Genomic DNA, 26,617 nt, shown 5'->3' on the forward strand with positions numbered 1-26,617 from the left:
GGACTCAAAATGGAACAAATATTGCAATTAAGTTATGCTCTGGACACCTTCTATTTCTTAGTGTCCGGTGCTTTAGTTATGTGGATGGCAGCTGGTTTTGCCATGCTGGAAGCCGGCCTTGTCCGTGCTAAAAACACTACTGAAATCCTTGCCAAAAACGTTGGTCTTTTCGCTATCGCTTGTATTATGTACATGCTGGTTGGTTACAACATCATGTATCCAGGTGAAGCGGTATCAAGCTGGTTCCCAGGTATCAGCTTCCTACTAGGTGGTGACAACGAAGTTGCAGCAGTTATCGCTGGTGGCGACGACGCTCCTTACTACTCTGGCATGTCCGACTTCTTCTTCCAGGTTGTATTCGTTGCAACAGCTATGTCGGTTGTTTCCGGTGCGGTTGCTGAACGTATGAAGCTTATGTCATTCTTCGTTTTCGCAATCGTCTTTACCGGTTTCATCTACCCAATGGAAGGTTACTGGAAATGGGGTGGCGGCTTCCTTGATGGTCTTGGATTCCTAGACTTCGCTGGTTCAGGTATCGTTCACATGGCTGGTGCTGCAGCTGCTCTTGCCGGTGTCCTACTACTAGGCGCTCGTAAAGGCAAATACGGTCCTGACGGTGAATCTCGCGCTATCCCTGGTGCGAACCTACCTCTTGCAACGCTTGGTACCTTCATCCTATGGTTGGGCTGGTTCGGATTCAACGGTGGTTCTGAATTGAAAGTATCAAACGTTGAAGAAGCAAATGCTGTAGCAATGGTATTCGTAAACACTCTAATGGCAGCTGCTGGTGGTGTAATCGGTGCGATCATCGCTTCTAAAGTCAAATTCGGTAAAATCGATTTAACCATGATGTTGAACGGTGCGCTAGCTGGTCTTGTAGCAATCACTGCTGAACCTCTAACTCCAAGCGCTCTGGCCGCAACTCTTATCGGTCTAGCTGGTGGTATCATCGTAGTCATCTCAATCCTAGTTATCGACACTAAATTGAAAATCGACGATCCAGTCGGTGCGATCTCTGTCCACGGTGTGGTCGGTCTATTCGGTCTAATCGCAGTTACCTTCACTAACGGTGACTCAAGCATCGGCTCTCAGCTGATCGGTGCAGCAGTAATCTTCGCCTGGGTATTCATCACCAGCTTGATTGTCTGGGGCATTCTGAAAGCAATCATGGGTATCCGTATCTCTGAAGAAGAAGAGTACGAAGGTGCCGACCAATCCGAATGCGGAATGGAAGCTTATCCAGAATTCACCAAATAATTCTGAATTTAACTCCTCGGCTCTTAACCCCGCGCAATGCGGGGTTTTTTTTGCCTGCAATTAATGGTCGGAAAAAGAAAGAATCGAGAAGTGGTGAATCGATTGATTTGATGCGCGCTATAAATTACGGATGCGATACAACAATTTGAGCCAGCGCATTTTCAGCGAAGGTTTGAGCTTAATCGGGTGACGATAACGTAACACCACAGGTGTGGCTTGTGGATTGAATAACGGATGCTCCGGCCAACTCATAATATCATCGTAAGCAAAGCCACTGTCCAGCGCGATGAGCTGCCATGGCAAAACCTGATTACCATACCTTGCCTGAGGTCCATTTACATCGAAAACCAAGGGAATTTTTTCTTCCAGAACAACCGTTTCAGTTTCGCCGGATTCCTTCCAGATGCGAATCACCTCACCCTGCTCCAATAAAGTACCATATGGCAGGAACTGATAATTGGCGTTCAAACTCGTAACAGGGTTATCAACCAAAGGCGGTCCCTCGGGGAATTTAAACTGGCAATAACCGCCCGAACAACATGACATCGCTTTCTTCCCTTTCCATTAAAACCGGAGTATAGTTAACAACTTACAGCTGAAGAAGCACAGTAAACTGCGACTCCAAACCCTGCAAATACTGTACAAACCCCTACAATTCTCACGGGCTGTAACCGAATTTTCGCTCCGTCATCATAAGAAAATTAGTGGACAGAGACAACATTTTCCATCCTCCTGCGGCAGATTAACTGCCGCTTTTTTTACCCCTTGCGAACTTTTGGTGCATTTACGACAAGTGCTACAGACAATCGACTCAGCGATGCGCTATAATCTAGCGATTATTTTTACAAAGTTTTTAATGAGTGATTAAAAAGTTCTATGGATAAGCACTTTGACCCCAACATGATTGAAACCAAGTGGTACCAAACTTGGGAAAAACAGGGTTATTTCAAACCGAAAAACACCGATTCCGCCCCTTACAGCATTATGATCCCGCCGCCAAACGTCACAGGCAGCCTGCATATGGGGCATGCTTTCCAAGACACTATTATGGACACACTCATTCGCTACCACCGAATGAAAGGTGAAGACACTCTATGGCAGCCGGGTACCGATCATGCCGGTATCGCAACACAAATGGTTGTAGAACGCCAACTGGCCGCTCAAGGCCTAAGTCGCCACGATCTCGGCCGCGACAAATTCATCGAAAAAATATGGGAATGGAAAGAGGAATCCGGCGGCACCATTACCAAGCAATTGCGTCGAATGGGTGCGTCTCCGGACTGGAGCCGTGAGCGCTTCACCATGGATGACGGCCTGTCGGATGCGGTAAAAGAAGTTTTCGTTCGCTTGTACGAGGAGGATCTGATCTACCGCGGCAAGCGCCTGGTTAACTGGGACCCCGTACTGCACACAGCAGTTTCCGATCTGGAAGTCATTTCCGAAGAAGAACAAGGAAACCTGTGGCATATGCGCTACCCGCTTTCGGATGGTTCCGGCCACCTTGTCGTTGCTACTACCCGTCCGGAAACCATGCTGGGCGATCAGGCCGTCGCGGTACATCCTGAAGACGAACGCTATAAAAATCTAGTCGGTAAAACCATTACTTTGCCTCTGGTCGGGCGTGAAATTCCAATTATCGCCGATGACTATGTCGATATGGAGTTCGGAACCGGCTGCGTGAAAATCACCCCAGCACACGACTTCAACGACTATGAGATGGGTAAGCGTCACAACCTGCCAATGCTTAACATCCTGACGATTAATGCCGCCATCAATGACGAAGCGCCGGAAAAATACCGCGGCCTGGATCGTTATGAAGCCCGTAAACAGATCGTTGCCGACCTCGAAGAGATCGGGCTGATGGAGTCGATCAAGCCGCATACCTTAATGGTTCCTCGCGGAGACCGTTCGCACGCCGTTATCGAGCCTTTTTTGACCGACCAATGGTACGTCGCCGTCGAATCCCTGGCTAAACCGGCCATCGATGCGGTCAAAAACGGCGATATCGAATTCGTTCCGAAAAACTGGGAAAACACTTATTTTGAATGGATGAACAACATTCAGGACTGGTGTATCTCGCGTCAGATCTGGTGGGGTCACCGCATCCCGGCCTGGTATGATGCCGATGGCAATCTATATGTCGGACGCAGTGAAGCCGAAGTTCGCGAAAAACATCAGATTTCCGCCGATATCGAATTGACTCAGGACGCCGATGTACTGGACACCTGGTTCAGTTCTGCACTGTGGACTTTCTCAACCCTGGGCTGGCCGGATAACACCCCTGAACTGGCAAAATTTCACCCGACTTCCGTGCTGGTTACCGGTTTCGACATCATCTTCTTCTGGGTAGCCCGCATGATTATGATGGCACTGAAATTCACCGGAGAAGTGCCATTCAAACAGGTCTATGTTCACGGACTGGTACGTGACGGTGAAGGACAGAAAATGTCCAAATCGAAAGGAAACGTACTGGACCCGATTGACTTGATTGACGGTATCGACCTGGAATCCTTGGTCGGTAAGCGCACCTATGGCATGATGCAACCAGAGAAAGCCGCTAAAATCGAAAAAGCGACCCGCAAACAATTTGCCGACGGCATTCCGGCTTACGGAACCGATGCTCTGCGCTTTACTTTCGCCTCTCTTGCTTCAACCGGCCGTGACATCCGTTTCGATTTGAACCGTGCCGAAGGATACCGTAACTTCTGTAACAAGTTGTGGAATGCAACCCGTTATGTATTAATGAACACGGAAGGTTACGATACCGGAGTCGACGAGAGCGCTACAATCGAACTATCCCTAGCCGACCGCTGGATCGTTTCCCGCCTACAGGAAGTCGAAAGCGAAGTTCAAAAGCATTTGGACAGCTACCGCTTCGATCTGGCAGCCAACAGCTTGTATGAATTTACCTGGAACGAATACTGTGACTGGTATCTGGAACTGTGTAAACCGGTTCTGCAAAAAGACAGTTCGGAAGCTGCGAAACGTGGTACCCGTCGTACTCTGGTACGTGTACTGGAAGCCTTGCTGCGCTTAATGCATCCTATTATGCCGTTCATCACCGAGGAAGCCTGGCAAGCTGTCGCCCCGCTGGCAGGCAAAGACGGTGATACCATCATGCTGCAGCCGTACCCGCAAACCGATTCAAGTAAAATCGATTCGGATGCGATGGCTGAGCTTGAATGGGTAAAACAATTTATCGTCGGTGTACGCAAAATTCGTTCGGAAATGGACATCGCGCCAAGCAAAGCTCTTCCGGTTCTGCTTGCCGGCTTAAACGATACCGATAGTCAATACCTTCAAAACAATCGACTTTACCTGAGCACTCTGGCTAAGCTGGAATCAATTGAGATTCTAGCCGATGAAAACCAGGCGCCGGAATCGGCTGTAGCGCTAGTCGGCGAAATGAAGGTCTTGATTCCGATGGCCGGCTTGATCGACAAAGAGGCCGAACTAGCCCGACTTGAAAAAGAAATCGGTAAACTGCAAGGCGAAATCAAACGTCTTGGCGGTAAACTGAACAATGAAAACTTTGTAGCCAAAGCCCCTCCGGCTGTAGTTGAAACCGAGCGCAAAAAGCTAGCGGATAGCCAAACTGCGCTCTCCAACCTCGAGGTCCAGTATGAGAAAATCCGTCAACTGTAAAGCTCGAATTAGCCCTTTTGCCGCCGCTCTAGGACTGAGTCTTTCACTTATCTTCATCCCGGCAGGCCAAGCGTCTGCCGCGCAGGGGTATACCAATTATGTGACCGATTCGATCGACATCCCGGTTCGACGTGGACCTGGCTACAAGTTCAAAATCTCACAAATGTTGAAATCGGGCACTCCGGTCAAAATTCTTGAAGTCAACAAGGAAGGCTGGGCGTTGGTCGAGTACAACAAAAAAGGCGATCACCAAGGTTGGATGCCAACCAGTGTGCTGCAAAATCAGCCGATTGCCAAAACACAGCTAAAAGATCAAATTGCCAAAACCAATCAATTGGAAGAAAAGCTCGGGGATTTAAATACCGAATTGAACACCCTGAAAGAACGTTTCACTTCGACAAAAACAGAGCTGGAAACCACTAAAAAAGAGAAATTTGAGCTTGCCAAAGAGCTGAACCGCTTAACGACGCTCTCCAGTAATGCAGTCGAGCTGGATCAACAGAACCAAGAGATGAAATTACGTCTCAGCGAGCTGGAGAATCACAACACCATTATGCGTGAACAGCTTGACCAGGCCAACGATACGGTAAAACGCCAATGGTTCTTAACCGGCGGTGGCGTCCTGCTTCTCGGGCTATTGCTCGGCCGCTTCTTTAGAGTGCCGACCAAGCGCAAACGCTGGGGCGAGATCTAAATCGGTAAAACCGACATAATAAAAAAGGAGCTTAACCGCTCCTTTTTTATTATTGATCGCTTGAATCCAAAATCCCAACCTATGGATTGATCCCCATAATCGGCAGCAACTTCTGAATCGGAACAAAGCCCGGTAACAGGCGGCCATCGTCAAGAATAATATTCGGAGTTCCGTTAACCTGGAAATATCTCGCCTTATTTAAATGATCCTTAATCGGATTCGGACAACTCTTCGGCACAACCTTACGCTCGTCCATCATGGTATCCATCGCCTTATTACGGTCGTCGGCACACCAGATGGAAACCGCTTTCAAATAGGCACTCGAACCGATACCAGCACGCGGATAAGAAAGGTAACGAACCGTGACACCGGCTTTGTTCAAGGCCGGAACCTGATGGTGGAATTTCACGCAGTACGGACAGTCAACATCGGTAAATACGGTTAGGAAGCGTCCCTTCTCACCTTTCTTAAGGCCTTTGGCCGGATAGATGATCATTGAACTTTCGGGAATGGCTGCCATCGCCAGTTTGCGCAGTTCGTTTTGCGTCTGTTCCGTCACGTTTTCCCGCGATTGCAGATCGATCAAACCGCCGTTAAACATGTATTTACCATCGGCAGACATATAAACGATGGTCAAACCTGCCTGAACCTCGTAAACCCCATCGATCGGTGTTGGCTTAACAACCAGCCCTTTGGTGTCGTTCAGCATCTGCTTAAGCTGCTGCATGACCGCTTCAGGGATATTGCTATATTCTCCCGCCGAAGCTTTCGTTGCGGTTTGCGCTTGCGGGGCTGCCGGCGCCTGCTCGGCAAAAGCCGGCGAAGAAACCGCTAAACCAACCACAAGTGCCTTAATTAAATTCTTCATCCTCAGAATCTCTTTTTTAAACTAAATTATTTGCAAAGCTGTGACTATACCACGCCTGCCGACTGGTTTAAAAGCAAACAACTTCGAACAAAAGCTGACTATCGTCTTATCAACCTCGCGGGTGGTGAGCATGATGCAGCTGATGCAACCGCTCCTTGGCGACATGAGTATAAATTTGCGTAGTGGAAAGATCGCTGTGACCAAGCAGAAGCTGTACGCTGCGCAGATCGGCGCCGTGATTCAACAAATGGGTGGCAAAGGCATGCCGCAATCCGTGAGGCGACAATTCACCCCGTATTCCTGCCTGTTTGGCCAGATTTTTGACCCTGTGCCACAATGTCTGCCGTGTCATGGCCCGCCCCTGCTGAGAAATAAACAGTGCCTCGCCCCAGGCATGTTTCAACAATACCGGCCTGGCGTTTCGCATATAGCGCTGCAACCATTCGATAGCGATCTCACCCAGAGGTACGATCCGTTCTTTATTCCCTTTTCCGACGACTTGAACCAGACCGGCTGATAAATTTAACTGTTCCAGCGGTAGAGTCACCACTTCGGAAACCCGTAACCCCGTCGCATACATCAGTTCCAATATCGCTCGATCACGCAGCCCTAACGGAGTTAAAGTATCCGGCGCCCTTAGCAGATCTTCAACCTGCTGCTCGCTTAATACTGCAGGTATCGACTTGGTCAACTTGGGACCTTTCAATAGAGCCGTCGGGTCGGCAGCGAAATCCTGATACTGCAGGCCCCACTGATAGAACTGCTTTAATGCCGAAAGCAACCGCGCATTACTGCTGGCGGTGCGCGTCTCCTGCATTTCAAGCATAAAGCCTTTCAGATCTTCTCCCTGAATACCGGACAAGCCGTCAAGTGCATGTTCCGGCATCCACTCAAGCAATAACTTTAAGTCACGCCTATAGGCCTGCACGGTATTTTGACTCAACCCCTGGTTCAAAGAGAGGAACTGTAGAAAATCGTTGATAAGTTGCTGATCGCTCATAACGGATACTTAATTTACCCTTTCCGTCTATCTTATTCGATTTAACATTTCAGGCAGACATAAAAAAACGCCTGCTGAACAAGTTCAACAAGCGTTTCCGGAAAAAGTGTACGCTGCTTAAACAGCAGCGAAAAATTATACTTTTTCTTTGATACGAGCCGCTTTACCAGAAAGGTTACGTAGATAGTAAAGTTTCGCACGACGAACCGCACCACGACGCTTAACAGTAATGCTGTCAACCAGTGGGCTGTAAGTTTGGAAAGTACGCTCTACACCAACACCGTGAGAGATCTTGCGAACGATGAAGTTTGAGTTGATACCGCGGTTTTTCTTAGCGATAACAACACCTTCATACGCCTGAAGACGTTCGTTTTTACCTTCAACAACTTTAACTTGAACAACAACCGTATCACCGGCACCGAATGCTGGGATTTCTTTAGTCATTTGTTCTGCTTCAATCTTTTTAATGATATCGCTCATTTTAAGCTTCTCCATTGGTGGCTCACTGCGTTTAAGTTATGCATTTTATGAGCCGCAGAGGTTTTGCCTCTGTTAACTTTATCCAACATTTTCACGTCATAATCTAACGTCAGAGGTTGAATCCGAATTGTAGTCCCTCAACGAGAGGAGCGATTTAATCGCCTTGGTATTTGGCCATTAAATCAGGGCGTCGCTGCGCGGTACGCTGCAACTTTTGTTCATGACGCCAGGCGTCGATGTGCGCGTGATTACCACCCAACAAGATATCCGGAACACGCATACCATTGACCTCTTCAGGTCGGGTATAGTGCGGACAGTCTAAAAGACCATCCGAAAAGGAGTCTTGTTCTGCCGATTGGTCGTGACCCAGGGCACCCGGAAGCAACCTAATCACAGAATCCATCAGCATCATGGCCGGTAATTCGCCACCACTGACGATAAAATCGCCAATGCAAATTTCTTCATCCACCTCTGTTGCCAGTAAACGCTCGTCGATTCCTTCATAACGCCCGCAAAGTAGGGTTAGAGAATCCATTTGCGATAACTGTTCCGCCTTCTGTTGAGTCAGCGGTGCACCCTGAGGTGAAAGATAAATTACATGAGGTTTGGTTTCCTGGCTTTGGCGAATCGCATCGATGCTGTCTTTCAACGGCTGATACATCATCACCATGCCCGGGCCACCACCGTATGGGCGGTCATCCACCGTCTTATGACGGTCGTGAGTAAACTCACGCGGGTTCCAAGCCTGAAAAGAGTACAGTTCTTTTTGCAAAGCACGCCGGCTTACGCCGGATTCGGTCAATGCGGAGAACATTTCAGGGAAGAGCGTGATAACATCAAATCTCACCCTGCTTACTCGCTCTCTTCGGCTTGCCAATCCACTTTAATACGTTTATTGGCGATATCGACTTCAATAATGAATTCATCCAAAACATAGGGAATCAATTCTTGGGTCGCGCCCTTAACACGCAAAACATCATGTGCACCTGTTTCGATTAAATCAGTCACTTCGCCAAGTACTTCACCTTGCAGGTTTTCCACCTGACAACCGATTAGATCGATCCAGAAAAATTCGTTGTCATCGGATCGCAACTGCGTACGATCAATCGCGATTTCACACCCCATGTATTCACGGGCAAGATCACGATCTTCGATGATATCGAGTTTGGCCACCAGTGCTTTACCACCCTGTTGACCTTTGAAGTCTTCTACTTTGACTTCGAGCCATTCGCCCTTGCGTTTAATCCACCAAGGCGAATAGCTGAAAATATTTTCACGAGGTTCAGTATCGGAAAAGATTTTCACCCATCCGTGAACCCCGAAAACACCGTTGATTTGACCCACAATTAACTTTTCTGACATACACAGAGTTCCTTGCCGATCAATCGGTGCAATTAAGCGCCTTTAAGAACGCTTTTAACGCGATCACTCATTTGAGCGCCTTGAGCAACCCAGTGATCAACACGCGCCTGATCAACACGTAGTTTCTCTTCTTGACCGCGCGCGATCGGGTTGTAGAAACCTAGTTGTTCAATGAAACGACCAGTTGATTTGAAACGCTGATCTGCAACTACTAGCTTGTAAAAAGGACGCTTTTTAGAACCACCACGGGCCAAACGAATAACTACCATAATATTTTTCCTATTGTTAATCAGACGATGAGAGGAATCCCTCCCAACTAATTCTTCTGTTTGAATTTCCCGGTTAAAAACTTTATGCCTTCACCGAAGAGCGGCGATTATACTGAAAAACCTCACCAAAGACAAGCCCGACATCAGCGAGCGAATTGATTTAAATTCAAACACTTAGTCGGGCTTATGATTTTATGCAGTTTACTGCTAAATTGTACCGAGAACCGGCCTTATCTCATTCCGGGAGGAAGCCCTCCCCCCATCCCCGGAGGTAATTTCCCGGCCAGACCGCGCATCATATTTTTCATGCCGCCTTTGGAAACCTTTTTCATCATCTTTTGCATCTGGGTAAACTGTTTCAACAGCTTATTGACATCCTGCACTGAGGTACCGGACCCCATAGCGATGCGACGCTTACGCGATCCTTTGATAACCGCAGGGAAACGACGTTCCTGAGCCGTCATGGAATGAATAATCGCTTCCAGGCGTTTGAACTCTTTTTCCGCTACATTACCGTCGATCTGATTTTTCAACTGCCCCATGCCTGGCAATTTACCCATCAGACCCCCGACACCGCCCATATTATTGATCTGTTGCAGTTGCTCCAGAAAATCTTCCAGATCGAATTCCCCGGTTTTCTGAATTTTCTGTGCAAATTTCTGCGCTTTCTTCTGATCGATTTTGGCTTCGGCTTCCTCGATCAGGCTCAGAACATCGCCCATACCGAGAATACGACCGGCCATACGCTCCGGATGGAAAGGCTCCAAAGCATCGGTTTTCTCACCGGCACCAAGGAATTTAATCGGTTTGCCGGTGATTTCTCGAATCGACAGAGCCGCACCGCCGCGGGCATCACCGTCGGTTTTGGTCAAAACCACACCGGTCAGCGGCAAAGCATCATTAAAGGCTTTAGCGGTATTGGCGGCATCCTGACCGGTCATCGCATCGACAACAAACAGCGTTTCCGCCGGTTTGACATTGTCGTGCAAGCGTTGAATTTCCTGCATCATATCGCTATCGATATGCAAACGGCCCGCGGTATCGACAATCAACACGTCCATAAACTGCTTACGCGCTTCGGCGTGTGCATTTCTGGCGATATCGACCGGATCCTGATCGGCACTCGACGGGAAGAACTTTACTCCGACCTGTTCGGCAAGCGTTTCCAACTGTTTAATCGCCGCCGGGCGATAGACGTCGGCGGACACCACCATGACTTTTTTCTTTTCCCGCTCGGTCAGCCATTTTGCCAGTTTACCGACGGAGGTCGTTTTACCGGCCCCCTGCAGACCGGCCATCATAATCACCGCCGGCGGCTCGACATTGAAATTCAGCGGCGCGGCTTCCTCACCCATTACCTGGGTCAATTCTTCCTTAACGATCTTGATGAACGCCTGTCCGGGATTCAAGCTGGTGGAAACTTCCTGACCGATGGCGCGATCGCGTACCTTATCGATAAAACCTTTTACTACCGTCAAGGCGACATCGGCTTCCAGCAAAGCACGGCGCACATCTCGCAAAGCGTCTTTGATATTCGCTTCGGTCAGACGCCCCTGACCTTTTAAAACCTTAAGGGTTTTATTTAAACGTTCCGACAAATTGTCAAACATACAGAAACTCCCTAGCCCTTTAATTGCGCGTCAAGCCAATCCCGTTCAACGGAATCCATCCGTTGCATGAAACAGACATTTCTGGAATCAAACTGACGCGGACGTAATCAAATACGTGAAGAACATCGAACCACGCTATAAAGCGGTTTCGATAACGCTTTTTGGGGCATGATCTTCTAATCAAAAAATAATTCCGTTATTATAGCGGAAATTATTTTTGATTTTCAGACCCCTTTTTCCCACTTCTATTTGGCCTTAAATAACGGCCCGGCATTTCAAGTTGTGGCTTCAAGTATAATTAAGGGGCATTTCGTAAGACTTTATTTAAAGGTATTTTCTGCATGTTAATCGGTGGAAGCAGCGCCTTAGTTGCCAGTTTGATCTATCTTTTTGCCAGTTTGAAACTGTGGCAAAAGATCCAGACGCACAATGCCCCGGAGGTTCGCGGTAATACCTTCTATATCACCGCCGTCGCCGTATTAATGCATGCATTCTCTCTGCAGCATACTCTACTGCTGGAACAGCACCTGATTTTCCATCTGGGAAACATGCTTTCACTGATCATGTTGCTGTCAGCAACCATTTTACTATTTACCAACTTCAACAAACCGACTGAGACTCTGGGGATTTTTATATTCCCTCTGGCCGCACTGAGCACCATGCTGCCGCAGATGCTCCAGGAACAGACGCCTTTACCGTTAGAACTTGGCAGTCATGTGCTTATCTCCATCAGTGCCTACAGCATTATGGGCCTGGCGACTGCGCAGGCGGTCCTTTACTCGGTTCAGGAAAAACGCTTCCGCACTCGGAAACTGTCGACCTTGATGCGTGCCTTGCCACCTCTTCAGGTGATGGAAAAAACCCTCATACAGCTGGTTGTTATCGGTTTCGTATTTTTAAGTTTTGCTTTGTTGAGCGGCGCTTTCTTCGTCGAGGACATGTTTGCACAACACTTAATACATAAGACCTTTTTCGCGATTCTTTCTTGGCTGCTGTATGCCATTTTCCTGTTCGGCCACTTCCAATATGGCTGGCGCGGACAGAAAGCGGTTCGATACATAATCTGGGCTTATGTTCTTTTGGTACTCAGCTATATCGGAACTCAGATCATTTTGCTGGCAATTTACGGCTAAAATTGCGCGATTTTTTGCCTGTTTCCAACACGCTTTTAGGTTTTCTCATTATTTGAAATCGGTATAATTAAATCTCATTCATAATCGAAACTAATCGCCTTGAACTCTTTAGACATATCCGTCCTTTTCGGAATTCTGATTTTACTCATCTTTCTGTCAGCCATTTTCTCCAGCTCAGAAACCAGTATGATGGCTCTAAACCGCTATCGTCTAAAGCATAAAGTCAAATCCGGCCACAAGGGTGCCATTCTCGCTCAAAAGCTGCTCGAATCTCCGGACAGGCTCCTCGGTGTTATTCTTCTGGGCAACAACTTCGTCAATATTTTTGCCTCGTCAATCGCGACCATTATCGCCATGAAACTAATCGGTGAAGCCGGAATCGCTCTGGCAGCCGGACTGCTCACTTTAGTCATTCTGGTATTTGCCGAAGTCGCGCCAAAAACACTGGCCGCACTCTACCCCGAAAAAATCGCCTACCCAGCCGCTTTCATCTTAACGCCACTATTAAAGCTGCTATCGCCGCTGGTATGGATGGTCAATTTTTTCGCCAACGGCTTCCTGCGCTTGTTCCGCATCAAAGTCCACCATCACGACGACCAGCACTCTCTAACCCAGGAAGAGCTGCAAACTCTGATTAACGAAGCGACCAGTCAACTTCCGGATCACTACCGTTCCATGTTGAGCAGTGTTTTACAGCTGGAAAGCGTCACGGTTGAAGATGTCATGATTCCCAAGCAAGACATGTATGCCGTCGATATCGAACAACCTTTCGAACAGTTCCTGAAAGCGATTCAGAAATCGCCTTACACGCGCATACCGATTTATCGCAACTCGCTGGATGACGATTTGATCGGAATTCTGAACTTAAGACGCGCACTGCCGGTATTAATGCGTGACGATGTACGCATGAAAGACATTATCAAACTGGTACGCCCGGCCTACTACATTCCTGAAACTACTTCTCTAAGCGTCCAACTAGGTAAATTCAACGAAAAAAAACGCCGTATGGCCCTGATTGTTGACGAATACGGTGATCTGCAAGGCCTGTTGACCATGGAGGATTTGCTGGAAGAGATCGTCGGTAAACTGTCGACCGATTCCAAAGCCAAACCGGTGGAAGAAACCGTCGAGTTAAATGCCGATGGAAGCATGACTATTGATGCGTCCGAGTTTATCCGCGACCTGAATAAAGCCTACGAACTGGATTTACCGACTCACGGACCGAAAACACTCAACGGTTTGATTCAAGAAGAGCTAGAAAGTTTTCCGGCAGCCGGAACCTGTATCAAGATCGGCGACTATGTTCTCGAAGTCACCGAAATTGCTGACAACGCCATCGAAACCGTAAAACTAACAGAATATATCGCCCCAAATCCAAGAAAATCCGATGATTAAACACCCTTTTCAAGAAAACTCCGCCTGGACACTGCTAAAGCAAGGTGTCCGCAGTTTGGCCAAACAAGAAGTTCTGTCTCGTTTTGAAGTCGTCAGCGCCGAAGAGAAGCTGGACGGCTCTCTGTTAACCGAAGCGGACACGCAAATGCAAATTCAAACCGAGGCGTTTCTACAAGCAAACTGGCCGCAATTTGCCTTTCTCGGAGAAGAACAATCACAAAGCGAACAGGAAACCGCGCTGAAAAGCCCGCAGGGATGCTGGATTCTTGATCCGGTTGACGGGACCAGTAACTTCGCCAGCGGCATTCCGGTCTACGCCGTATCTCTGGCTCTGATGATCGAAGGACAAGTGGTTGCAGGTCTGGTTTACGACCCCGATCGTGACGAGATGTTTGCCGCGCGTATTGGCCAAGGAGCCGAGCTGAACGACAAACCGCTGATCGCTAAAACCGCTAAACAGCAGTTAAAGCAGACCAGCGGCATTATTGATTTCAAACGATTGACCCCAGAACTGGCTTGCCGCATTATCCATGACAATCCCTACTCGTCTCAACGCAGTTTCGGTTCAGTCGCATTGGACTGGTGCTGGATCGCAGCTGGTCGCGGGCATATCTATCTGCACGGTGCGCAAAATATCTGGGATTATGCTGCCGGTTACGTCATTCTGCACGAAGCGGGCGGCGTCAGCTCGACTTTGAATGGTGAAGATGTACTGGTTACTCAAGTCGTCAAGCGTTCGGCGGTTGCGGCAACCACACCGGAATTATTTGCCCAATGGAGCCAATACCTGCGGGGCTAACCTCTTCTATTGATGATTCGAAACAGGGACCTCGCAGCTGGCGGCTTGTCTATTCAATAAACAGCCGTTACAGCTCCCTCCGATTTCACCAACTTCAACCAGCCGAACCACCTTCTCTGCAAAAAATCAGCCTCCCCTAGCCTCATTCAACTGAAAGAATTTAACCGCCTTTCGGGTCAATATCTTAAAAGCCTATTGGTCCTAAAACGATGAATCTCATCCAAGGAGGTCTTATGTTGAATTGGTTAACTTACATACAACAAGGTTTTAACCGTAATTTGCAGTATTTTGACTTTCTCGCGCCTCTGGCATTACGGCTCTATCTGTTTCCGGTCTTCTGGTTTGCCGGGACCAATAAACTACAGAATTTTAATTCGGTGATAGAGTGGTTCGGCAATAGTGATTGGGGACTGGGATTACCGTTTCCGGCTCTTATGGCCGTGCTGGCTGTCTCGGCCGAAATCATAGGATCGGTGCTGTTATTGATCGGATTAGCTACGCGCTGGACAACGATTCCACTAATGATCACTATGCTGGTTGCAGCCATTACCGTTCATTGGGACAACGGCTGGCAGGCAATTCACGACCTGATGTCACCCTGGAGCAACGCCTCGGCATCGCAAGCGATCACGCAACTTAACGAGCTGCAACAGCAGCTTGCGACATCGATGACCTACCAGGCATTACAGGAACACGGTTCTCTGGTGGTGCTGAATAACGGAATTGAATGGGCCGCTACCTATTTTGTTATGCTGCTGGCATTACTATTCCTGGGAAGCGGCAGGTATGTCAGTGTGGATTATTGGCTTGGTCGTCGCTTCATCGACAAAAAGCCCTAGTAATTCCACACTAATTGGGCACTGAAAATATCGACGGTGGCTTTATATTCGCCGACCAGATAGTGAATATCATCCGTTGTGTAATCGACATCGGCGTCTTCCCCGATCAGATGACTATAGGCCATGTCTAGCTGCATGGATTTGATAAAACGATACCCCATTCCGATCGAAACCCAACGACGTTCCGAATCCGGGGTTCTCGGACTGCGATTTTCCGGGGCAGTAACCGGCGAATGGTCGATTGCCACACCGCTTCTCAGAGTCAGGTTTGATGTTGCTTTATAGATTGCGCCAACCGAATATCGCCAGGAATCCTGGAACGATTGACGGGAATTCAGGTCTTCCTGACCGGAATCGAAACTGATCACCAGTTCGTCGTAATCGGTCCATTTAGTCCAAGTGGCATCAGCCAAAAAAGCCAACTTGGAACCGACTTCCTGCTTGATACTGAACATCGCAGTAGCCGGTAGACTGACATCGGAAGCGGCGTTGACCGTTCCGTTCTGCACATTCACCATGCTGTATAACGGATCGGTAATTCCGCTATATTTAATTTTTCCTTTGGCATTGTGTTCGACTTTAGAGCGGTAGGATAGACCGATGGTCGTCGAATCGGTCGGCATCAGCATAAAGCCCAAATTATAGCCATAGCCGAGGCTATCGGCTGTCAGATCGGCATCACCGTCCGCAGCACCACCGTTCAATAGCAGGTTATTGTCCATTTTCTGGGTCATAACCAGGTCAACATATTGGACATTGGCACCGGCACCGAATGCCAGCCAGGGTGTTAAACGAGCGGCGATCGCTGGATTCAAATTAATGGTTTTAAGATCGGTTTCCACTGCCTGATAACGGCCGACCCAATTATCTTTATAGACCAGGTGCGAACCATATGGCACATTCAATCCGAAACCGATATCCACCGCCCCCAGATTCTTTTTCCAGTAAAAGTTCGGAACAACCGCCAGAGTAGCACCGTCGTCCCCGGAACCGCTTACCGGCCCTCCGGCAACGCCTAAAAGTTCAAGCAAGCCGCCGACACCCGGAACCGCCGAGCTCGAATAACTGCCACCATCAGAAAAAGCCAACTGCGGCTTGATGATATGCATTGCACCTACCAGCTGATCACCTTTGATTAGAGCTAAACCGGCCGGGTTAAACCACATTACGCTGGCATCTTCCGCATTCGCAGCCGCTCCAGCGTAGGACAAACCTTGTCCGCTGGCACTTTGTTCAATCAATGCAAAACCGGAAGCGAAGCTCCAAGTGGCCTGTAAACCTAGACCTAACCCAAATGCTAACTTTAACCCAGTTAATCGGCTCATACTCAACCCATCCCTATTCAATCGGCGGCTATTTTATCAGTTTTGCTTAAACAGGCAATTGAATAGATCGTGAGGGCAATAAACAAAATCAATAGGTTATCTGCAATCGATAAGGCAATTTAACAAGTGATTCAAATCGCATCCAAAGCCTGTTGCAGGGTTTTGACGCCGATAATTTCCATACCGGGAATACCGCCTTTAGGGACGTTCGTAGCCGGAACAATAGCGCGTTTAAAACCGTGTTTTGCCGCTTCAAACAAGCGTTCCTGCCCGCTGGGTACCGGACGGATTTCGCCGGACAAACCGACTTCGCCGAAGACGATCATATCATCGGCCAGTGCCCGGTTGCGCATCGAAGACAAGATAGCACACAAAAGCGCCAGGTCGGCACTGGTTTCAGACACCTTAACCCCGCCGACGATATTGACATACACATCCTGATCGGCCGCCTGAATGCCGCCGTGACGATGCATGACCGCCAACAGCATCGCCAATCGGTTCTGCTCCAGTCCAACAGTCACACGCTTGGGAGCACCATACGGCGATTCATCCACCAGTGCCTGTAATTCCACCAACAACGGGCGCGATCCTTCCCAGATCACCATTACCACCGAACCCGGCGCAATCTCGTCGCCACGCGATAAAAAAATCGCCGACGGGTTGGTGATCTGCTTCATCCCCTTGTCGGTCATGGCGAAGACACCGAGCTCATTCACCGCACCGAAACGGTTTTTAATGGCTCGTAAGGTACGGAAGCGGCTATCCGACTGCCCTTCCAGAAAAACCACCGTATCGACGATGTGCTCCAACACTCGCGGCCCGGCTACTTCACCGGATTTGGTCACATGACCGACCAAAAAGATCGCTATCTGATTTTGTTTAGCATAACGGGTGAGATAGGCAGCGGTTTCGCGCACCTGCGAAACACCCCCGGCAGCGCTGGCCACTTCGGCCAACTGCATGGTTTGAATCGAATCGACCACCATTACCTTAGGCTCTTCTTTCTGAGCCGCCATCGTAATGGATTCAACGTCGGTTTCGGTCAAAAGCCTCAATTTATCGGTCGGCAGCTGCATGCGTTGCGCTCGCAATGCAACCTGTTGTAAGGACTCCTCACCGGTGACATACAGTACGGCGTCTCGCTGGCTTAACTCACACATCACCTGTAACAGTATCGAAGATTTTCCCACCCCGGGGTCCCCGCCGATCAACACCACCGAACCCGGCACGATGCCTCCGCCGAGAACCCGATCCAACTCGGACATTCCCGAAGAAATTCTCGGCACTTCCGCCAGATCAACTTCGGCGATCGAGTGCACCTTCTGCTCACTGCTGCCGGCATAACCGCCGCTCTTGGAAGAACTTCGCGCTTTGCTGCTGCCGAGCGAAAATTCCTTAAGAGTGTTCCAGGCCTTGCAGGCCTGGCACTGCCCTTGCCACCGAGAATGCTCCGCTCCGCACTCGCTGCACACATAGGCAACCTTTGCTTTTGCCATGGGTTTCCTTTACTAATCCGTTGAATCGCGCTCTATTCTAGAAGATTGCTGCACGCTTGGGTAGAGCTCCTCCAGTGGGAAGGAGTGCCCACTGGCCTGCATCAGCCGAACATGCGAACGGTTCAAGCTGCGCGGTTCGGCTACTCCGCACGAGTGGGCAATCGAAGCGACTTCATGCACCAAATTATCGTGATAATGAGCCACACGGCGACATTTCTCTTTCGGCACCAGACCTCTCTGCAAATGTTTATTGTGAGTGGTCACGCCGGTCGGGCAAGTATCCTGATGGCATTGCATCGCTTGAATGCAACCGAGCGAAAACATAAATCCGCGTGCCGAATTGATAAAATCCGCCCCCATCGCCAATGCCCAGGCAACCATTGTCGGATTAATCAGCTTGCCGGAAGCAATCACTTTAATCTGCGGACGTAACTGATACAGATCCAAGGTATCGATTACGATCGGCAGGGCTTCACTTAAAGGTAAACCGATATCATCCAGTAACGCGACCGGTGCTGAACCGGTCCCTCCTTCGGCGCCGTCGATCGTAATAAAATCCGGCGCACTGTCGCGGCCTCGCCGTAAAATTGCTTGGCAGAATTCATCAATCCATAGCGGATCGCCCATGGCAAATTTAATGCCGACCGGCTTACCGGCAATGTGCCGAACCCGCTCGATCATGTCCAGTAATTCATCATTATTGGCAATATCGGTATGGCGGTTGGGACTGATAGAACTCTCTCCTTGCGGAATACCACGGATGGCGGCAATTTCTTCGGTCACTTTCTTTGCCGGCAGAATCCCGCCCTTTCCTGGCTTGGCACCCTGACTGAGTTTAATCTCAAGCATCTTCACTTGATCAAGCGCCGCAGCCTGCAGAATTTTTTCATTGCTCAGATCACCGTTTTTATCGCGAAAACCGTATTTAGCCGTACCGATTTGCGCAATCAGATCCGCCCCGCCCTCAAGATGATAAGGCGATATCCCCCCCTCACCGGTATTCATCCAGCACCCGGCTAGCTTGGCGCCCTGACTGAGTGCCAGCACGGCCGGTTTGGACAGAGCACCGTAACTCATTCCGGAAATATTAAAGAACGAACAGGCACGATAAGGGAATTTACAGTTTTCGCCGATCACCAACGGCGGTGCGGTGACCGCATCTTTTTCCAGCATCGGAAAAGTGCAATGAGTAAACAGAATCTTGCCGGGCGCGTTAATATTGCTGGTCGAACCGAAGCTTTGCACGGTAGAAAGATTCTTGGCCGCCCGGTAGACCCAACTGCGTTGCGCGCGGTTAAACGGCTGCTCTTCGCGATCGGCTGCATACAAATACTGGCGGAAAAACTTGCCGAGGAATTCCATCAAATTTCGAAAACGCCCAATCACCGGGTAATTCCGCCAAACAGCATGCTCTGTCTGAAAGCGGTCCCACAGATAAAGCAGAAACAGAATCGCTACGATGGTTCCGCTGACTACAATAAAAACCAACGACATCCAATGCAAAATATTGCCGATCCAATCCATTGACCCTGCCATAGCCACTCCTTGATTTGAAAGAAGAAGTTCAAACCTGTCTAGAATGCCACGTTTACAGACAATAAAAAAGCCCGCTAATGCGGGCTTTGACTGCAAGAAACTTCCTGAAGTAGCGTTAAAACACCTTAATTAGTGTTTAACATCGCGCCAATACTCTCTCTTCAACAGATAGCTCAACAGCAATAAAACCAGTAAGAAAGCGATGACTTTCCACCCCAGGTCAAGGCGGTCCAGCTTAGCCGGTTCACCGACATATTCAAGGAAGTTGGCAAGATCACGCACCGACTGATCGTAATCTTCCGGTGTCGCATGGCGCTGAATACCTTCCAGAACATTCGGCATTGAAGTGCCGGCTAGCAGATGGTTATCCCAAGCGCCTTTTTCGTTCTGATAGTAGCCTTTCAAGAAGCTGTAGATATAATCGGTTCCTTTCAAACGCGCCATCAAAGACAGATCCGGCGGCTCGGTTCCCAAAACATCCATAGCGACTCCTGGGACCATACGTGTTTCGACATTGTCGACCACCTTATTCAAGCCATGTGCCATTTTCTGAACGACTTCTTCGTCACTCCAGCCAATATCGCGGCCGATACGGTTGTAACGCATATACTTGGCTGAATGGCATGCCATGCAGTAGTTAGAGAACAGGATCGCACCTCTTTGCAAAGAGTCCTGATCGCGTAGATTGTTATTCGCCGCTTCCAATTCGATTCCATGACCACCGGCAGCCTGAACATTTCCTGCAACCAGCAGGAAAGCAATATTCAAAATCCATAACAGTTTTTTCATTAGCTGACCCTCTCCGGTACCGGCTTGGTCTTTTCATTCACCGAAGTAAACGGTAGGACCAAGAAGAACATGAAATACAGGGCAGTAAAGATCTGCGCCAATTTAGTCAATTCTGGTGTCGCAGGCTGTGTTCCCAGATAACCTAATACCACAAAACTGATCAAGAATACGGTCAGCAATATTTTGAAAGAGGCCCCTCGGTAACGAATGGATTTAACCTTGCAGCGATCCAGCCACGGCATGGCGAACAACACCATAATCGCACCACCCATCGCAACCACACCGAGGAATTTATCCGGAACGGCACGCAGGATGGCATAGAAAGGCGTGAAGTACCATACAGGAGCAATATGCTCCGGCGTCTTCAGCGGGTTGGCCGGTTCGAAGTTAGGCGGTTCGATGAAGAATCCGCCCCCCTCCGGCCAGTAGAATACGATTAAGGCGAACGGAATCGCGAAGAAAACCGCACCCATCGAGTCTTTCACCGAGTAATACGGATGGAAAGGAATCCCGTCAATCGGCAAACCTTGCGCGTTTTTGAATTTTTTGATTTCCACACCGTCAGGGTTATTGGACCCGACTTTATGCAAAGCAACAATATGCATAAACACCAGGATCAATAGAACCAGCGGCAACGCAATGACGTGCAATGCAAAGAAACGATTCAGGGTCGCATCGGAGATAATGAAATCACCGCGAACCCACAGAGCCAAATCAGGCCCGACAAACGGAATCGCGCCGAATAAGGAAATAATTACCTGCGCACCCCAATAGGACATCTGTCCCCAAGGCAACAGGTAGCCCATAAAGGCTTCCGCCATCAATACCAGGAACAATAACATCCCGATAATCCACACCAGCTCACGCGGCTGCTTATAAGAGCCGTACAAAAGCCCGCGCGTCATATGCAGGTAGATGACAATAAAGAATGCCGAAGCGCCGGTCGAATGCATATAGCGAATCAACCAACCCCATTCGACATCGCGCATAATATACTCGACCGAGTTAAAGGCTTCCGCCGCACTCGGCTTATAGCTCATGGTCAACCAGATTCCGGTGACGAACTGGTTAACCAATACCAATAGAGCCAAGGAACCGAAAAAGTACCAGAAGTTGAAATTTTTCGGCGCATAGTATTCACCGACGTGTTCGTTCCAGGTACTGATCAGCGGATAGCGGGCATCCAGCCAACCTAAAACCGAACCCGGCGCCTTATTTTGTTCTGACTTTAGATCGGACATCAGGCCGTCCCTCCTTCTTTAGGATCTTCACCGATGCGGATCTCCTGCTCGCTGACAAAATGATACGGCGGAATTTCCAGATTAGTCGGGGCCGGAACCGACTGGAAGACTCGTCCGGCTAAATCGAAACGCGAACCGTGACACGGACAGAAGAAACCGCCTTGCCAATCAGTACCGACATCCGGCGATCCGATTGCCGGACGATATAAAGGTGCGCATCCCAAGTGGGTACAGACGCCAACGACGACTAGATACTCATCCTTAACGGCACGCAATTCATTCTGACAATATGATGGTTGAATCGATTCTGCGGATTCAGGATCACGCAGCTGACCGTCCAGGGTCGGCAAGGTTTTCAGCATATCCGGAGTGCGGCGTACGATCCACACCGGCTTACCACGCCACGCCACCGTCAACATCTGTCCAGGTTGCATCTGGCTGATATCCGCATTAACCGGTGCACCTGCGGCCTTGGCTTTCTCACTCGGCTGCCAAGAGCTGACAAACGGAACCGCCAAGAAGGTCGCTCCGGCCGCTCCGACAACTCCTGTTGCTCCTGTCAGGATTTTTCGGCGCTGAAGATTTACTTCAGTCTTATTCTCTTGTTCTATCGACATAGCGTCTTCCTAGGTTATACACAAGCAAATTGCCACTTATTCTACATAAGCGTTTACTAAACTCAAATCAGTATCTCTTTATATCGTCATTAAATTAATTTTATCTATGACTAAATATCAAAAAAATATATATTAGCGTTTCACGGAGTCAGCGGCATCTACACCGGGTTAGGCATATCGATAAACCGGCATTCGATGCCAAATTTTTCATTAATATGCTCACCAAGGCTTTTTACCCCCAAACGCTCGGTCGCATGATGACCTGCTGCCAGATAGTGAATACCACACTCAGCAGCCAGATGCGTAGTTTGTTCGGAAACCTCACCACTGATATAGACATCCGCGCCCCACTCAATCGCTTGATCGATATAGCTCTGGGCCCCGCCGCTGCACCAGGCGATTTTTTGCACCATGACCGAGCCGCCTGGAAGATGCAGCACTTCACGCTGTAAACTCTCACTGACACGTTCTATAAATCGTTTCATCGGTATTTCTTCGTGCAACTCGCCTAAACGCACCAAACCGCTCATTTCAGGGGTAATATCTTGTAGCTGCCAGAGTTTTCCGAGCTGGGCATTGTTACCGTACACATCATGACCGTCTAACGGCAGATGGTAGGCAATTAGATTAATGTCGTGCTCCAGCAACGCCTTAATACGCTTCTGCTTAAAACCGACAATCCCGGCCGGTTCGCTTTTCCAGAAATATCCGTGATGAACCAGAATTGCATCCGCCTCTGCGTCAATCGCCGCCTCAATCAAAGCCTGAGAAGCGGTTACGCCAGTCACGATCTTGCGAATTTCCGCCTTACCTTCGACTTGCAAACCGTTCGGAGCATAATCTTTGTAACGCTCAACCTGCAAAAGCCCATTAAGGTAAGCCACTAAATCTTCAGTTAAAATCATAACAACTCCGTTTAAAAAAAAACCACCGGTTCTTTGCAGAAACGATGGCTTTCGTTTTCACTATAAATTCCGCCTAAAGCGCGGAACCCATACGATTATTTTTTCACACGGTAACGTGCTGACGCAGCATGCGCCTGAAGACCTTCACCATCGGCGAGAATTCCGGCAACACGGCCAAGCGTGTCCGCACCGTCTTCAGAAACCATAATCAGGCTCGAACGTTTCTGGAAATCGTAAACCCCAAGCGGTGACGAGAAACGCGCAGTACGCGAAGTCGGTAATACGTGGTTAGGACCAGCGCAGTAGTCGCCCAAAGCTTCCGCAGTGTAACGTCCCATAAAGATCGCACCGGCATGACGGATTTTCGGCAACAGCGCTTTTGGATCGTCAACCGACAGCTCCAAATGCTCAGGCGCGATAATATTGATCATCTCAAGCGCCTGCTTTTCATTATCAACCACGATAATCGCCCCGCGGTCGTCCAATGCTTTCTGAATGATTTCTTTACGCGGCATGGTCGGCAATAGCTTATTCATGCTGTCATAGACCTTGGCAGCAAAGTCGGCATCCTGAGTTACCAAGATTGCTTGTGCGTCTTCATCATGCTCGGCCTGCGAGAAAAGATCGACCGCAATCCAATCCGGATCGGTTTTACCGTCACAGTACACCAGGATCTCGGATGGACCGGCAATCATATCGATACCGACGGTACCGAATACCAAACGCTTGGCTGTGGCAACAAAGATATTACCCGGACCTACGATCTTATCCACTGCCGGAACGGTTTCGGTTCCGTATGCCAGAGCAGCAACCGCCTGAGCACCACCCAAAGTGAATACCGCATCCACTTCACAGATTGCCGCCGCAGCCAGAACCATCTCATTGACTTCACCGCCAGGAGTCGGCACAACCATGATCAGTTTTTCCACTCCTGCTACTTTTGCCGGAATCGCATTCATGATCACCGATGAAGGATAAGCCGCTTTACCGCCAGGCACGTACAAACCGACCGAATCCAGCGGCGTAACTTGCTGACCCAGCATAGTGCCGTCAGCTTCCTGGTATGTCCAAGATTCCTGAACCTGGCGTTCATGATAAGCGCGGACGCGCTGGGCGGAAATTTCCAAAGATTCACGCTGATCGGCAGGAATATTTTTCAATGCCTGCTGCAGGCGTTCTTTTGGAATTTCCAACTGAGAACCGCTTTGCAGTTCAAGGCGGTCAAATTTAGCGGTGTATTCCAATAGTGCCGCATCGCCATCCTTACGAACGCGAGCGCAAACTTCGTTAACGATATCGTTAACCGATTGGTTCGATACCGTTTCCCACGCCAATAGTTGATCCAACTCTTCTCTAAAGCCTGCTTCGTTGGCAGATAAACGTCGAATATTTAACATCTTAACTCTCTATCACTGATTTAAACTGTTTGACGATGTGATCGATTTGCTTAAATTTGGTTTTATACGCATGCTGATTCACAATCAAACGTGAACTGATGTCCGCAATGTGTTCCAAAGGAACCAAACCATTCGCCCGCAACGTATTGCCGGTATCGACCAGATCCACGATTCGATCCGCCAAATCGATCAAAGGCGCAATCTCCATGGAACCGTATAGCTTGATCAGGTCAACCTGCTCGCCCTTCTGTGCATAGTAAGCCTGTGCCGACTTTAAATATTTGGTGGCAATTTTCAAACGATGCCCATGTGGCTTTTCCCGTTCCGGTCCAGCGACCATCAATTTACACTGCGCAATCTTCAAATCCAGCAGTTCATAAATATTGTCGCTAGGCGCTTCCATCAAAACATCTTTACCGGCCACACCAATATCTGCAGCACCATGCGCAACGTAGGTCGGCGCATCGGTGGCACGCACAATCAACAGGCGTACATTTTCCTGATTGGTCGGTAAAATCAATTTTCGGCTCTTGGACGGATCTTCAAGCGGTTCGATACCGGCTGCTTCCAGCAGTGGCAAAGTATCCTTGTAGATTCGACCTTTAGACAAGGCAATCGTTAATTGTTCACTCATAATTAATAATATCTTTTGTTAAATTCAGCTAATCCGGTTTCAATCGTTCGAACGATAAATATGTGCACCGATTTTGTGGAATTTTTCTTCAATCAGCTCATAGCCGCGGTCGATGTGATAAACACGGTTAATTACCGTTTTCCCTTCGGCGATCAAGCCCGCCAGAATCAAACTGGCCGAGGCGCGTAAATCGGTTGCCATAACCGGCGCACCTTTTAGCTTCTCGACGCCGCGGATAAAAGCGGTATTGCCTTCCACACGAATGTCGGCTCCCATGCGAACCAACTCGGAAACGTGCATAAAACGGTTTTCGAAAATGGTTTCAATCACCTTCGACTCCCCGTCGGCAACCGCATTCATCACCAGAAACTGCGCTTGCATATCAGTCGGGAATGCAGGATAAGGGTCGGTTTCAATATCAACCGGTTTTAAGCGACGTCCGCGCATATCCAGCGTAATCGTATCCGCAGTACATTCGATCTCGGCACCAGCTTCTTTAAATTTATCCAAAACCGCCGTCAGATGTTCAGGAGTCACAGAGGTCACGGTTAAGCGACTTTGCGTCAAAGCTGCAGCAGCCAAATAGGTTCCGGCTTCGATACGATCCGGAATAACGCTGTACTCAACCCCTTTCAAAGCCTCAACCCCTTCTACCGTCAGAGTCTCGGTACCGATACCGGAAATTTTCGCGCCCATTTTAACCAGGAAGCGCGCCAGATCGGTTACTTCCGGTTCTCGGGCCGCATTGCGTAACACCGTCGTCCCCTCAGCAAGAACCGCAGCCATCAACAGGTTCTCGGTTCCGGTAACCGTGACCGGCGACATATCGATCTCGGCACCTTTCAAACGACCATCGACAGACGCCAGAATATAACCTTGATCCATTTCGATTGTGGCACCCATTTTTTGCATGCCTTCGATATGAATATTCACCGGACGAGAGCCGATCGCGCAACCGCCAGGCAAAGAGACCTTAGCCTCGCCGAAACGTCCAAGCAACGGACCCAACGCCAGAATCGACGCACGCATAGTTTTAACCAGATCGTAAGGCGCTTCTTTGCTATGGACCTGCGATGCGTCAATTTCAATCTGCAAATTTTCGTCAAATTGAATTTCGACACCCATCGAGGCCAGCAATTGAATGGAAGTGGTTACATCCATCAAATGCGGTACATTCGACAAACGCACCGGCGTTTCAGCCAACAAGCATCCCATTAAAATCGGTAGAGCGGCATTCTTAGCTCCGGATATTTCCACTTTCCCGGAAAGCTCGCCCTGACTATCAATAACTAATCTGTCCATTCTTGTGCTTTATATATTTATGTC

Annotated in this window: 25 protein-coding genes; 7 read left to right on the plus strand and 18 right to left on the minus strand. The window is 49.0% G+C overall.

Annotation, left to right across the window (positions count from 1 at the left end; all coding sequences use genetic code 11):
* The first annotated feature begins 9 nt into the window (after positions 1–9).
* Positions 10–1,257, plus strand: a complete 1,248-nt coding sequence (locus tag H8792_RS02460) for an ammonium transporter (protein ID WP_194947559.1) — start codon at positions 10–12, stop codon at positions 1,255–1,257.
* Between the two features lie 117 nt (positions 1,258–1,374).
* Here the strand turns inward: H8792_RS02460 and H8792_RS02465 are convergent, their stop codons facing one another.
* The gene (locus tag H8792_RS02465; RefSeq protein ID WP_194947560.1) at positions 1,375–1,803 is read right to left on the minus strand and encodes a hypothetical protein; all 429 of its coding nucleotides are present in this window, start codon (positions 1,801–1,803) and stop codon (positions 1,375–1,377) included.
* 330 nt (positions 1,804–2,133) lie between these two features.
* Here H8792_RS02465 and H8792_RS02470 point away from each other — a divergent pair, with 330 nt between their 5' ends.
* The gene (locus tag H8792_RS02470; protein ID WP_194947561.1) at positions 2,134–4,902 is read left to right on the plus strand and encodes a valine--tRNA ligase; all 2,769 of its coding nucleotides are present in this window, start codon (positions 2,134–2,136) and stop codon (positions 4,900–4,902) included.
* Positions 4,880–5,596 carry a TIGR04211 family SH3 domain-containing protein gene (locus tag H8792_RS02475; protein ID WP_194947562.1) on the plus strand — a complete coding sequence of 239 codons (717 nt, stop codon included), beginning with the start codon at positions 4,880–4,882 and terminating at the stop codon, positions 5,594–5,596. Before H8792_RS02470 ends, H8792_RS02475 begins: the two co-directional genes overlap by 23 nt.
* 79 nt (positions 5,597–5,675) lie before the next feature.
* Here H8792_RS02475 and H8792_RS02480 read toward each other — a convergent pair whose 3' ends face one another.
* The 7 genes from H8792_RS02480 to ffh form a co-directional block, all read right to left on the minus strand.
* A complete protein-coding gene (locus H8792_RS02480) occupies positions 5,676–6,464 on the minus strand; it encodes a DsbC family protein (RefSeq protein WP_194947563.1) in 789 nt (262 codons plus the stop codon).
* A 109-nt stretch (positions 6,465–6,573) separates the two neighbouring features.
* Positions 6,574–7,464, minus strand: coding sequence for a site-specific tyrosine recombinase XerD (xerD, locus tag H8792_RS02485; RefSeq protein WP_194947564.1), 891 nt, complete (start codon positions 7,462–7,464; stop codon positions 6,574–6,576).
* 135 nt (positions 7,465–7,599) lie between these two features.
* Entirely contained in the window at positions 7,600–7,944 is a 345-nt protein-coding gene (rplS, locus tag H8792_RS02490) for a 50S ribosomal protein L19 (RefSeq protein WP_194947565.1), read from the minus strand.
* Between the two features lie 154 nt (positions 7,945–8,098).
* On the minus strand, positions 8,099–8,791 hold the full coding sequence (gene trmD / locus H8792_RS02495; protein ID WP_194947566.1) for a tRNA (guanosine(37)-N1)-methyltransferase TrmD: 693 nt from the start codon (positions 8,789–8,791) through the stop codon (positions 8,099–8,101).
* A 5-nt stretch (positions 8,792–8,796) separates the two neighbouring features.
* Complete coding sequence (gene rimM / locus H8792_RS02500) at positions 8,797–9,306, minus strand: ribosome maturation factor RimM (protein WP_194947567.1); 510 nt, start codon at positions 9,304–9,306, stop codon at positions 8,797–8,799.
* Between the two features lie 32 nt (positions 9,307–9,338).
* On the minus strand, positions 9,339–9,575 hold the full coding sequence (gene rpsP, locus H8792_RS02505; RefSeq protein WP_194947568.1) for a 30S ribosomal protein S16: 237 nt from the start codon (positions 9,573–9,575) through the stop codon (positions 9,339–9,341).
* Positions 9,576–9,805: 230 nt separating this feature from the next.
* Positions 9,806–11,185 carry a signal recognition particle protein gene (ffh, locus tag H8792_RS02510; protein WP_194947569.1) on the minus strand — a complete coding sequence of 460 codons (1,380 nt, stop codon included), beginning with the start codon at positions 11,183–11,185 and terminating at the stop codon, positions 9,806–9,808.
* Between the two features lie 341 nt (positions 11,186–11,526).
* Here ffh and H8792_RS02515 point away from each other — a divergent pair, with 341 nt between their 5' ends.
* The 4 genes from H8792_RS02515 to H8792_RS02530 all read left to right on the plus strand — a co-directional run bounded on the left by H8792_RS02515 (position 11,527) and on the right by H8792_RS02530 (position 15,351).
* Entirely contained in the window at positions 11,527–12,318 is a 792-nt protein-coding gene (locus tag H8792_RS02515) for a cytochrome C assembly family protein (RefSeq protein WP_194947570.1), read from the plus strand.
* Positions 12,319–12,417: 99 nt separating this feature from the next.
* A complete protein-coding gene (locus H8792_RS02520) occupies positions 12,418–13,713 on the plus strand; it encodes an HlyC/CorC family transporter (protein WP_194947571.1) in 1,296 nt (431 codons plus the stop codon).
* The gene (locus H8792_RS02525; RefSeq protein WP_194947572.1) at positions 13,706–14,512 is read left to right on the plus strand and encodes an inositol monophosphatase family protein; all 807 of its coding nucleotides are present in this window, start codon (positions 13,706–13,708) and stop codon (positions 14,510–14,512) included. Before H8792_RS02520 ends, H8792_RS02525 begins: the two co-directional genes overlap by 8 nt.
* 233 nt (positions 14,513–14,745) lie before the next feature.
* Complete coding sequence (locus H8792_RS02530) at positions 14,746–15,351, plus strand: HvfX family Cu-binding RiPP maturation protein (RefSeq protein ID WP_228766894.1); 606 nt, start codon at positions 14,746–14,748, stop codon at positions 15,349–15,351.
* On the opposite strand, the gene H8792_RS02535 is transcribed toward H8792_RS02530, so the two are convergent.
* From H8792_RS02535 to murA, 10 genes are all read right to left on the minus strand, one after another.
* A complete protein-coding gene (locus H8792_RS02535) occupies positions 15,348–16,676 on the minus strand; it encodes an OmpP1/FadL family transporter (protein WP_194947574.1) in 1,329 nt (442 codons plus the stop codon). The genes H8792_RS02530 and H8792_RS02535 overlap by 4 nt on opposite strands.
* Positions 16,677–16,807: 131 nt before the next feature.
* Positions 16,808–18,172 (minus strand): DNA repair protein RadA, encoded by a 1,365-nt coding sequence (gene radA / locus H8792_RS02540; RefSeq protein ID WP_194947575.1) that lies wholly within the window; start codon positions 18,170–18,172, stop codon positions 16,808–16,810.
* Positions 18,173–18,184: 12 nt separating this feature from the next.
* Positions 18,185–19,708 carry an FMN-binding glutamate synthase family protein gene (locus H8792_RS02545; protein WP_194947576.1) on the minus strand — a complete coding sequence of 508 codons (1,524 nt, stop codon included), beginning with the start codon at positions 19,706–19,708 and terminating at the stop codon, positions 18,185–18,187.
* Between the two features lie 129 nt (positions 19,709–19,837).
* The gene (locus H8792_RS02550) at positions 19,838–20,497 is read right to left on the minus strand and encodes a cytochrome c1 (protein WP_194947577.1); all 660 of its coding nucleotides are present in this window, start codon (positions 20,495–20,497) and stop codon (positions 19,838–19,840) included.
* Positions 20,497–21,738 (minus strand): cytochrome b, encoded by a 1,242-nt coding sequence (locus H8792_RS02555; RefSeq protein WP_194947578.1) that lies wholly within the window; start codon positions 21,736–21,738, stop codon positions 20,497–20,499. Before H8792_RS02555 ends, H8792_RS02550 begins: the two co-directional genes overlap by 1 nt.
* Positions 21,738–22,355: a ubiquinol-cytochrome c reductase iron-sulfur subunit gene (petA, locus tag H8792_RS02560; protein WP_194947579.1), complete on the minus strand. Its 618-nt coding sequence runs from the start codon at positions 22,353–22,355 to the stop codon at positions 21,738–21,740. Before petA ends, H8792_RS02555 begins: the two co-directional genes overlap by 1 nt.
* A 158-nt stretch (positions 22,356–22,513) precedes the next feature.
* Positions 22,514–23,260 (minus strand): Nif3-like dinuclear metal center hexameric protein, encoded by a 747-nt coding sequence (locus H8792_RS02565; protein ID WP_194947580.1) that lies wholly within the window; start codon positions 23,258–23,260, stop codon positions 22,514–22,516.
* A gap of 95 nt (positions 23,261–23,355) precedes the next feature.
* Positions 23,356–24,657, minus strand: coding sequence for a histidinol dehydrogenase (gene hisD / locus H8792_RS02570; RefSeq protein ID WP_194947581.1), 1,302 nt, complete (start codon positions 24,655–24,657; stop codon positions 23,356–23,358).
* A 1-nt stretch (position 24,658) separates the two neighbouring features.
* Positions 24,659–25,291 (minus strand): ATP phosphoribosyltransferase, encoded by a 633-nt coding sequence (gene hisG, locus H8792_RS02575; RefSeq protein WP_194947582.1) that lies wholly within the window; start codon positions 25,289–25,291, stop codon positions 24,659–24,661.
* Positions 25,292–25,330: 39 nt separating this feature from the next.
* On the minus strand, positions 25,331–26,593 hold the full coding sequence (gene murA / locus H8792_RS02580; protein ID WP_194947583.1) for a UDP-N-acetylglucosamine 1-carboxyvinyltransferase: 1,263 nt from the start codon (positions 26,591–26,593) through the stop codon (positions 25,331–25,333).
* Between the last annotated feature and the right edge of the window lie 24 nt (positions 26,594–26,617).

It is taken from the genome of Thiomicrorhabdus heinhorstiae, from assembly GCF_013391765.2.
Classification (GTDB): domain Bacteria; phylum Pseudomonadota; class Gammaproteobacteria; order Thiomicrospirales; family Thiomicrospiraceae; genus Thiomicrorhabdus; species Thiomicrorhabdus heinhorstiae.

Bases quoted from the DNA above. Each gene is read 5' to 3' on its own strand.
- H8792_RS02460 (WP_194947559.1), top strand. From the start codon at position 10: ATGGAACAAATATTGCAATTAAGTTATGCTCTGGACACCTTCTATTTC.
- H8792_RS02465 (WP_194947560.1), bottom strand. From the start codon at position 1,803: ATGTCATGTTGTTCGGGCGGTTATTGCCAGTTTAAATTCCCCGAGGGA.
- H8792_RS02470 (WP_194947561.1), top strand. From the start codon at position 2,134: ATGGATAAGCACTTTGACCCCAACATGATTGAAACCAAGTGGTACCAA.
- H8792_RS02475 (WP_194947562.1), top strand. From the start codon at position 4,880: ATGAGAAAATCCGTCAACTGTAAAGCTCGAATTAGCCCTTTTGCCGCC.
- H8792_RS02480 (WP_194947563.1), bottom strand. From the start codon at position 6,464: ATGAAGAATTTAATTAAGGCACTTGTGGTTGGTTTAGCGGTTTCTTCG.
- xerD (WP_194947564.1), bottom strand. From the start codon at position 7,464: ATGAGCGATCAGCAACTTATCAACGATTTTCTACAGTTCCTCTCTTTG.
- rplS (WP_194947565.1), bottom strand. From the start codon at position 7,944: ATGAGCGATATCATTAAAAAGATTGAAGCAGAACAAATGACTAAAGAA.
- rimM (WP_194947567.1), bottom strand. From the start codon at position 9,306: ATGTCAGAAAAGTTAATTGTGGGTCAAATCAACGGTGTTTTCGGGGTT.
- rpsP (WP_194947568.1), bottom strand. From the start codon at position 9,575: ATGGTAGTTATTCGTTTGGCCCGTGGTGGTTCTAAAAAGCGTCCTTTT.
- ffh (WP_194947569.1), bottom strand. From the start codon at position 11,185: ATGTTTGACAATTTGTCGGAACGTTTAAATAAAACCCTTAAGGTTTTA.
- H8792_RS02515 (WP_194947570.1), top strand. From the start codon at position 11,527: ATGTTAATCGGTGGAAGCAGCGCCTTAGTTGCCAGTTTGATCTATCTT.
- H8792_RS02525 (WP_194947572.1), top strand. From the start codon at position 13,706: ATGATTAAACACCCTTTTCAAGAAAACTCCGCCTGGACACTGCTAAAG.
- H8792_RS02530 (WP_228766894.1), top strand. From the start codon at position 14,746: ATGTTGAATTGGTTAACTTACATACAACAAGGTTTTAACCGTAATTTG.
- H8792_RS02535 (WP_194947574.1), bottom strand. From the start codon at position 16,676: ATGAGCCGATTAACTGGGTTAAAGTTAGCATTTGGGTTAGGTCTAGGT.
- radA (WP_194947575.1), bottom strand. From the start codon at position 18,172: ATGGCAAAAGCAAAGGTTGCCTATGTGTGCAGCGAGTGCGGAGCGGAG.
- H8792_RS02545 (WP_194947576.1), bottom strand. From the start codon at position 19,708: ATGGCAGGGTCAATGGATTGGATCGGCAATATTTTGCATTGGATGTCG.
- H8792_RS02550 (WP_194947577.1), bottom strand. From the start codon at position 20,497: ATGAAAAAACTGTTATGGATTTTGAATATTGCTTTCCTGCTGGTTGCA.
- H8792_RS02555 (WP_194947578.1), bottom strand. From the start codon at position 21,738: ATGTCCGATCTAAAGTCAGAACAAAATAAGGCGCCGGGTTCGGTTTTA.
- petA (WP_194947579.1), bottom strand. From the start codon at position 22,355: ATGTCGATAGAACAAGAGAATAAGACTGAAGTAAATCTTCAGCGCCGA.
- H8792_RS02565 (WP_194947580.1), bottom strand. From the start codon at position 23,260: ATGATTTTAACTGAAGATTTAGTGGCTTACCTTAATGGGCTTTTGCAG.
- hisD (WP_194947581.1), bottom strand. From the start codon at position 24,657: ATGTTAAATATTCGACGTTTATCTGCCAACGAAGCAGGCTTTAGAGAA.
- hisG (WP_194947582.1), bottom strand. From the start codon at position 25,291: ATGAGTGAACAATTAACGATTGCCTTGTCTAAAGGTCGAATCTACAAG.
- murA (WP_194947583.1), bottom strand. From the start codon at position 26,593: ATGGACAGATTAGTTATTGATAGTCAGGGCGAGCTTTCCGGGAAAGTG.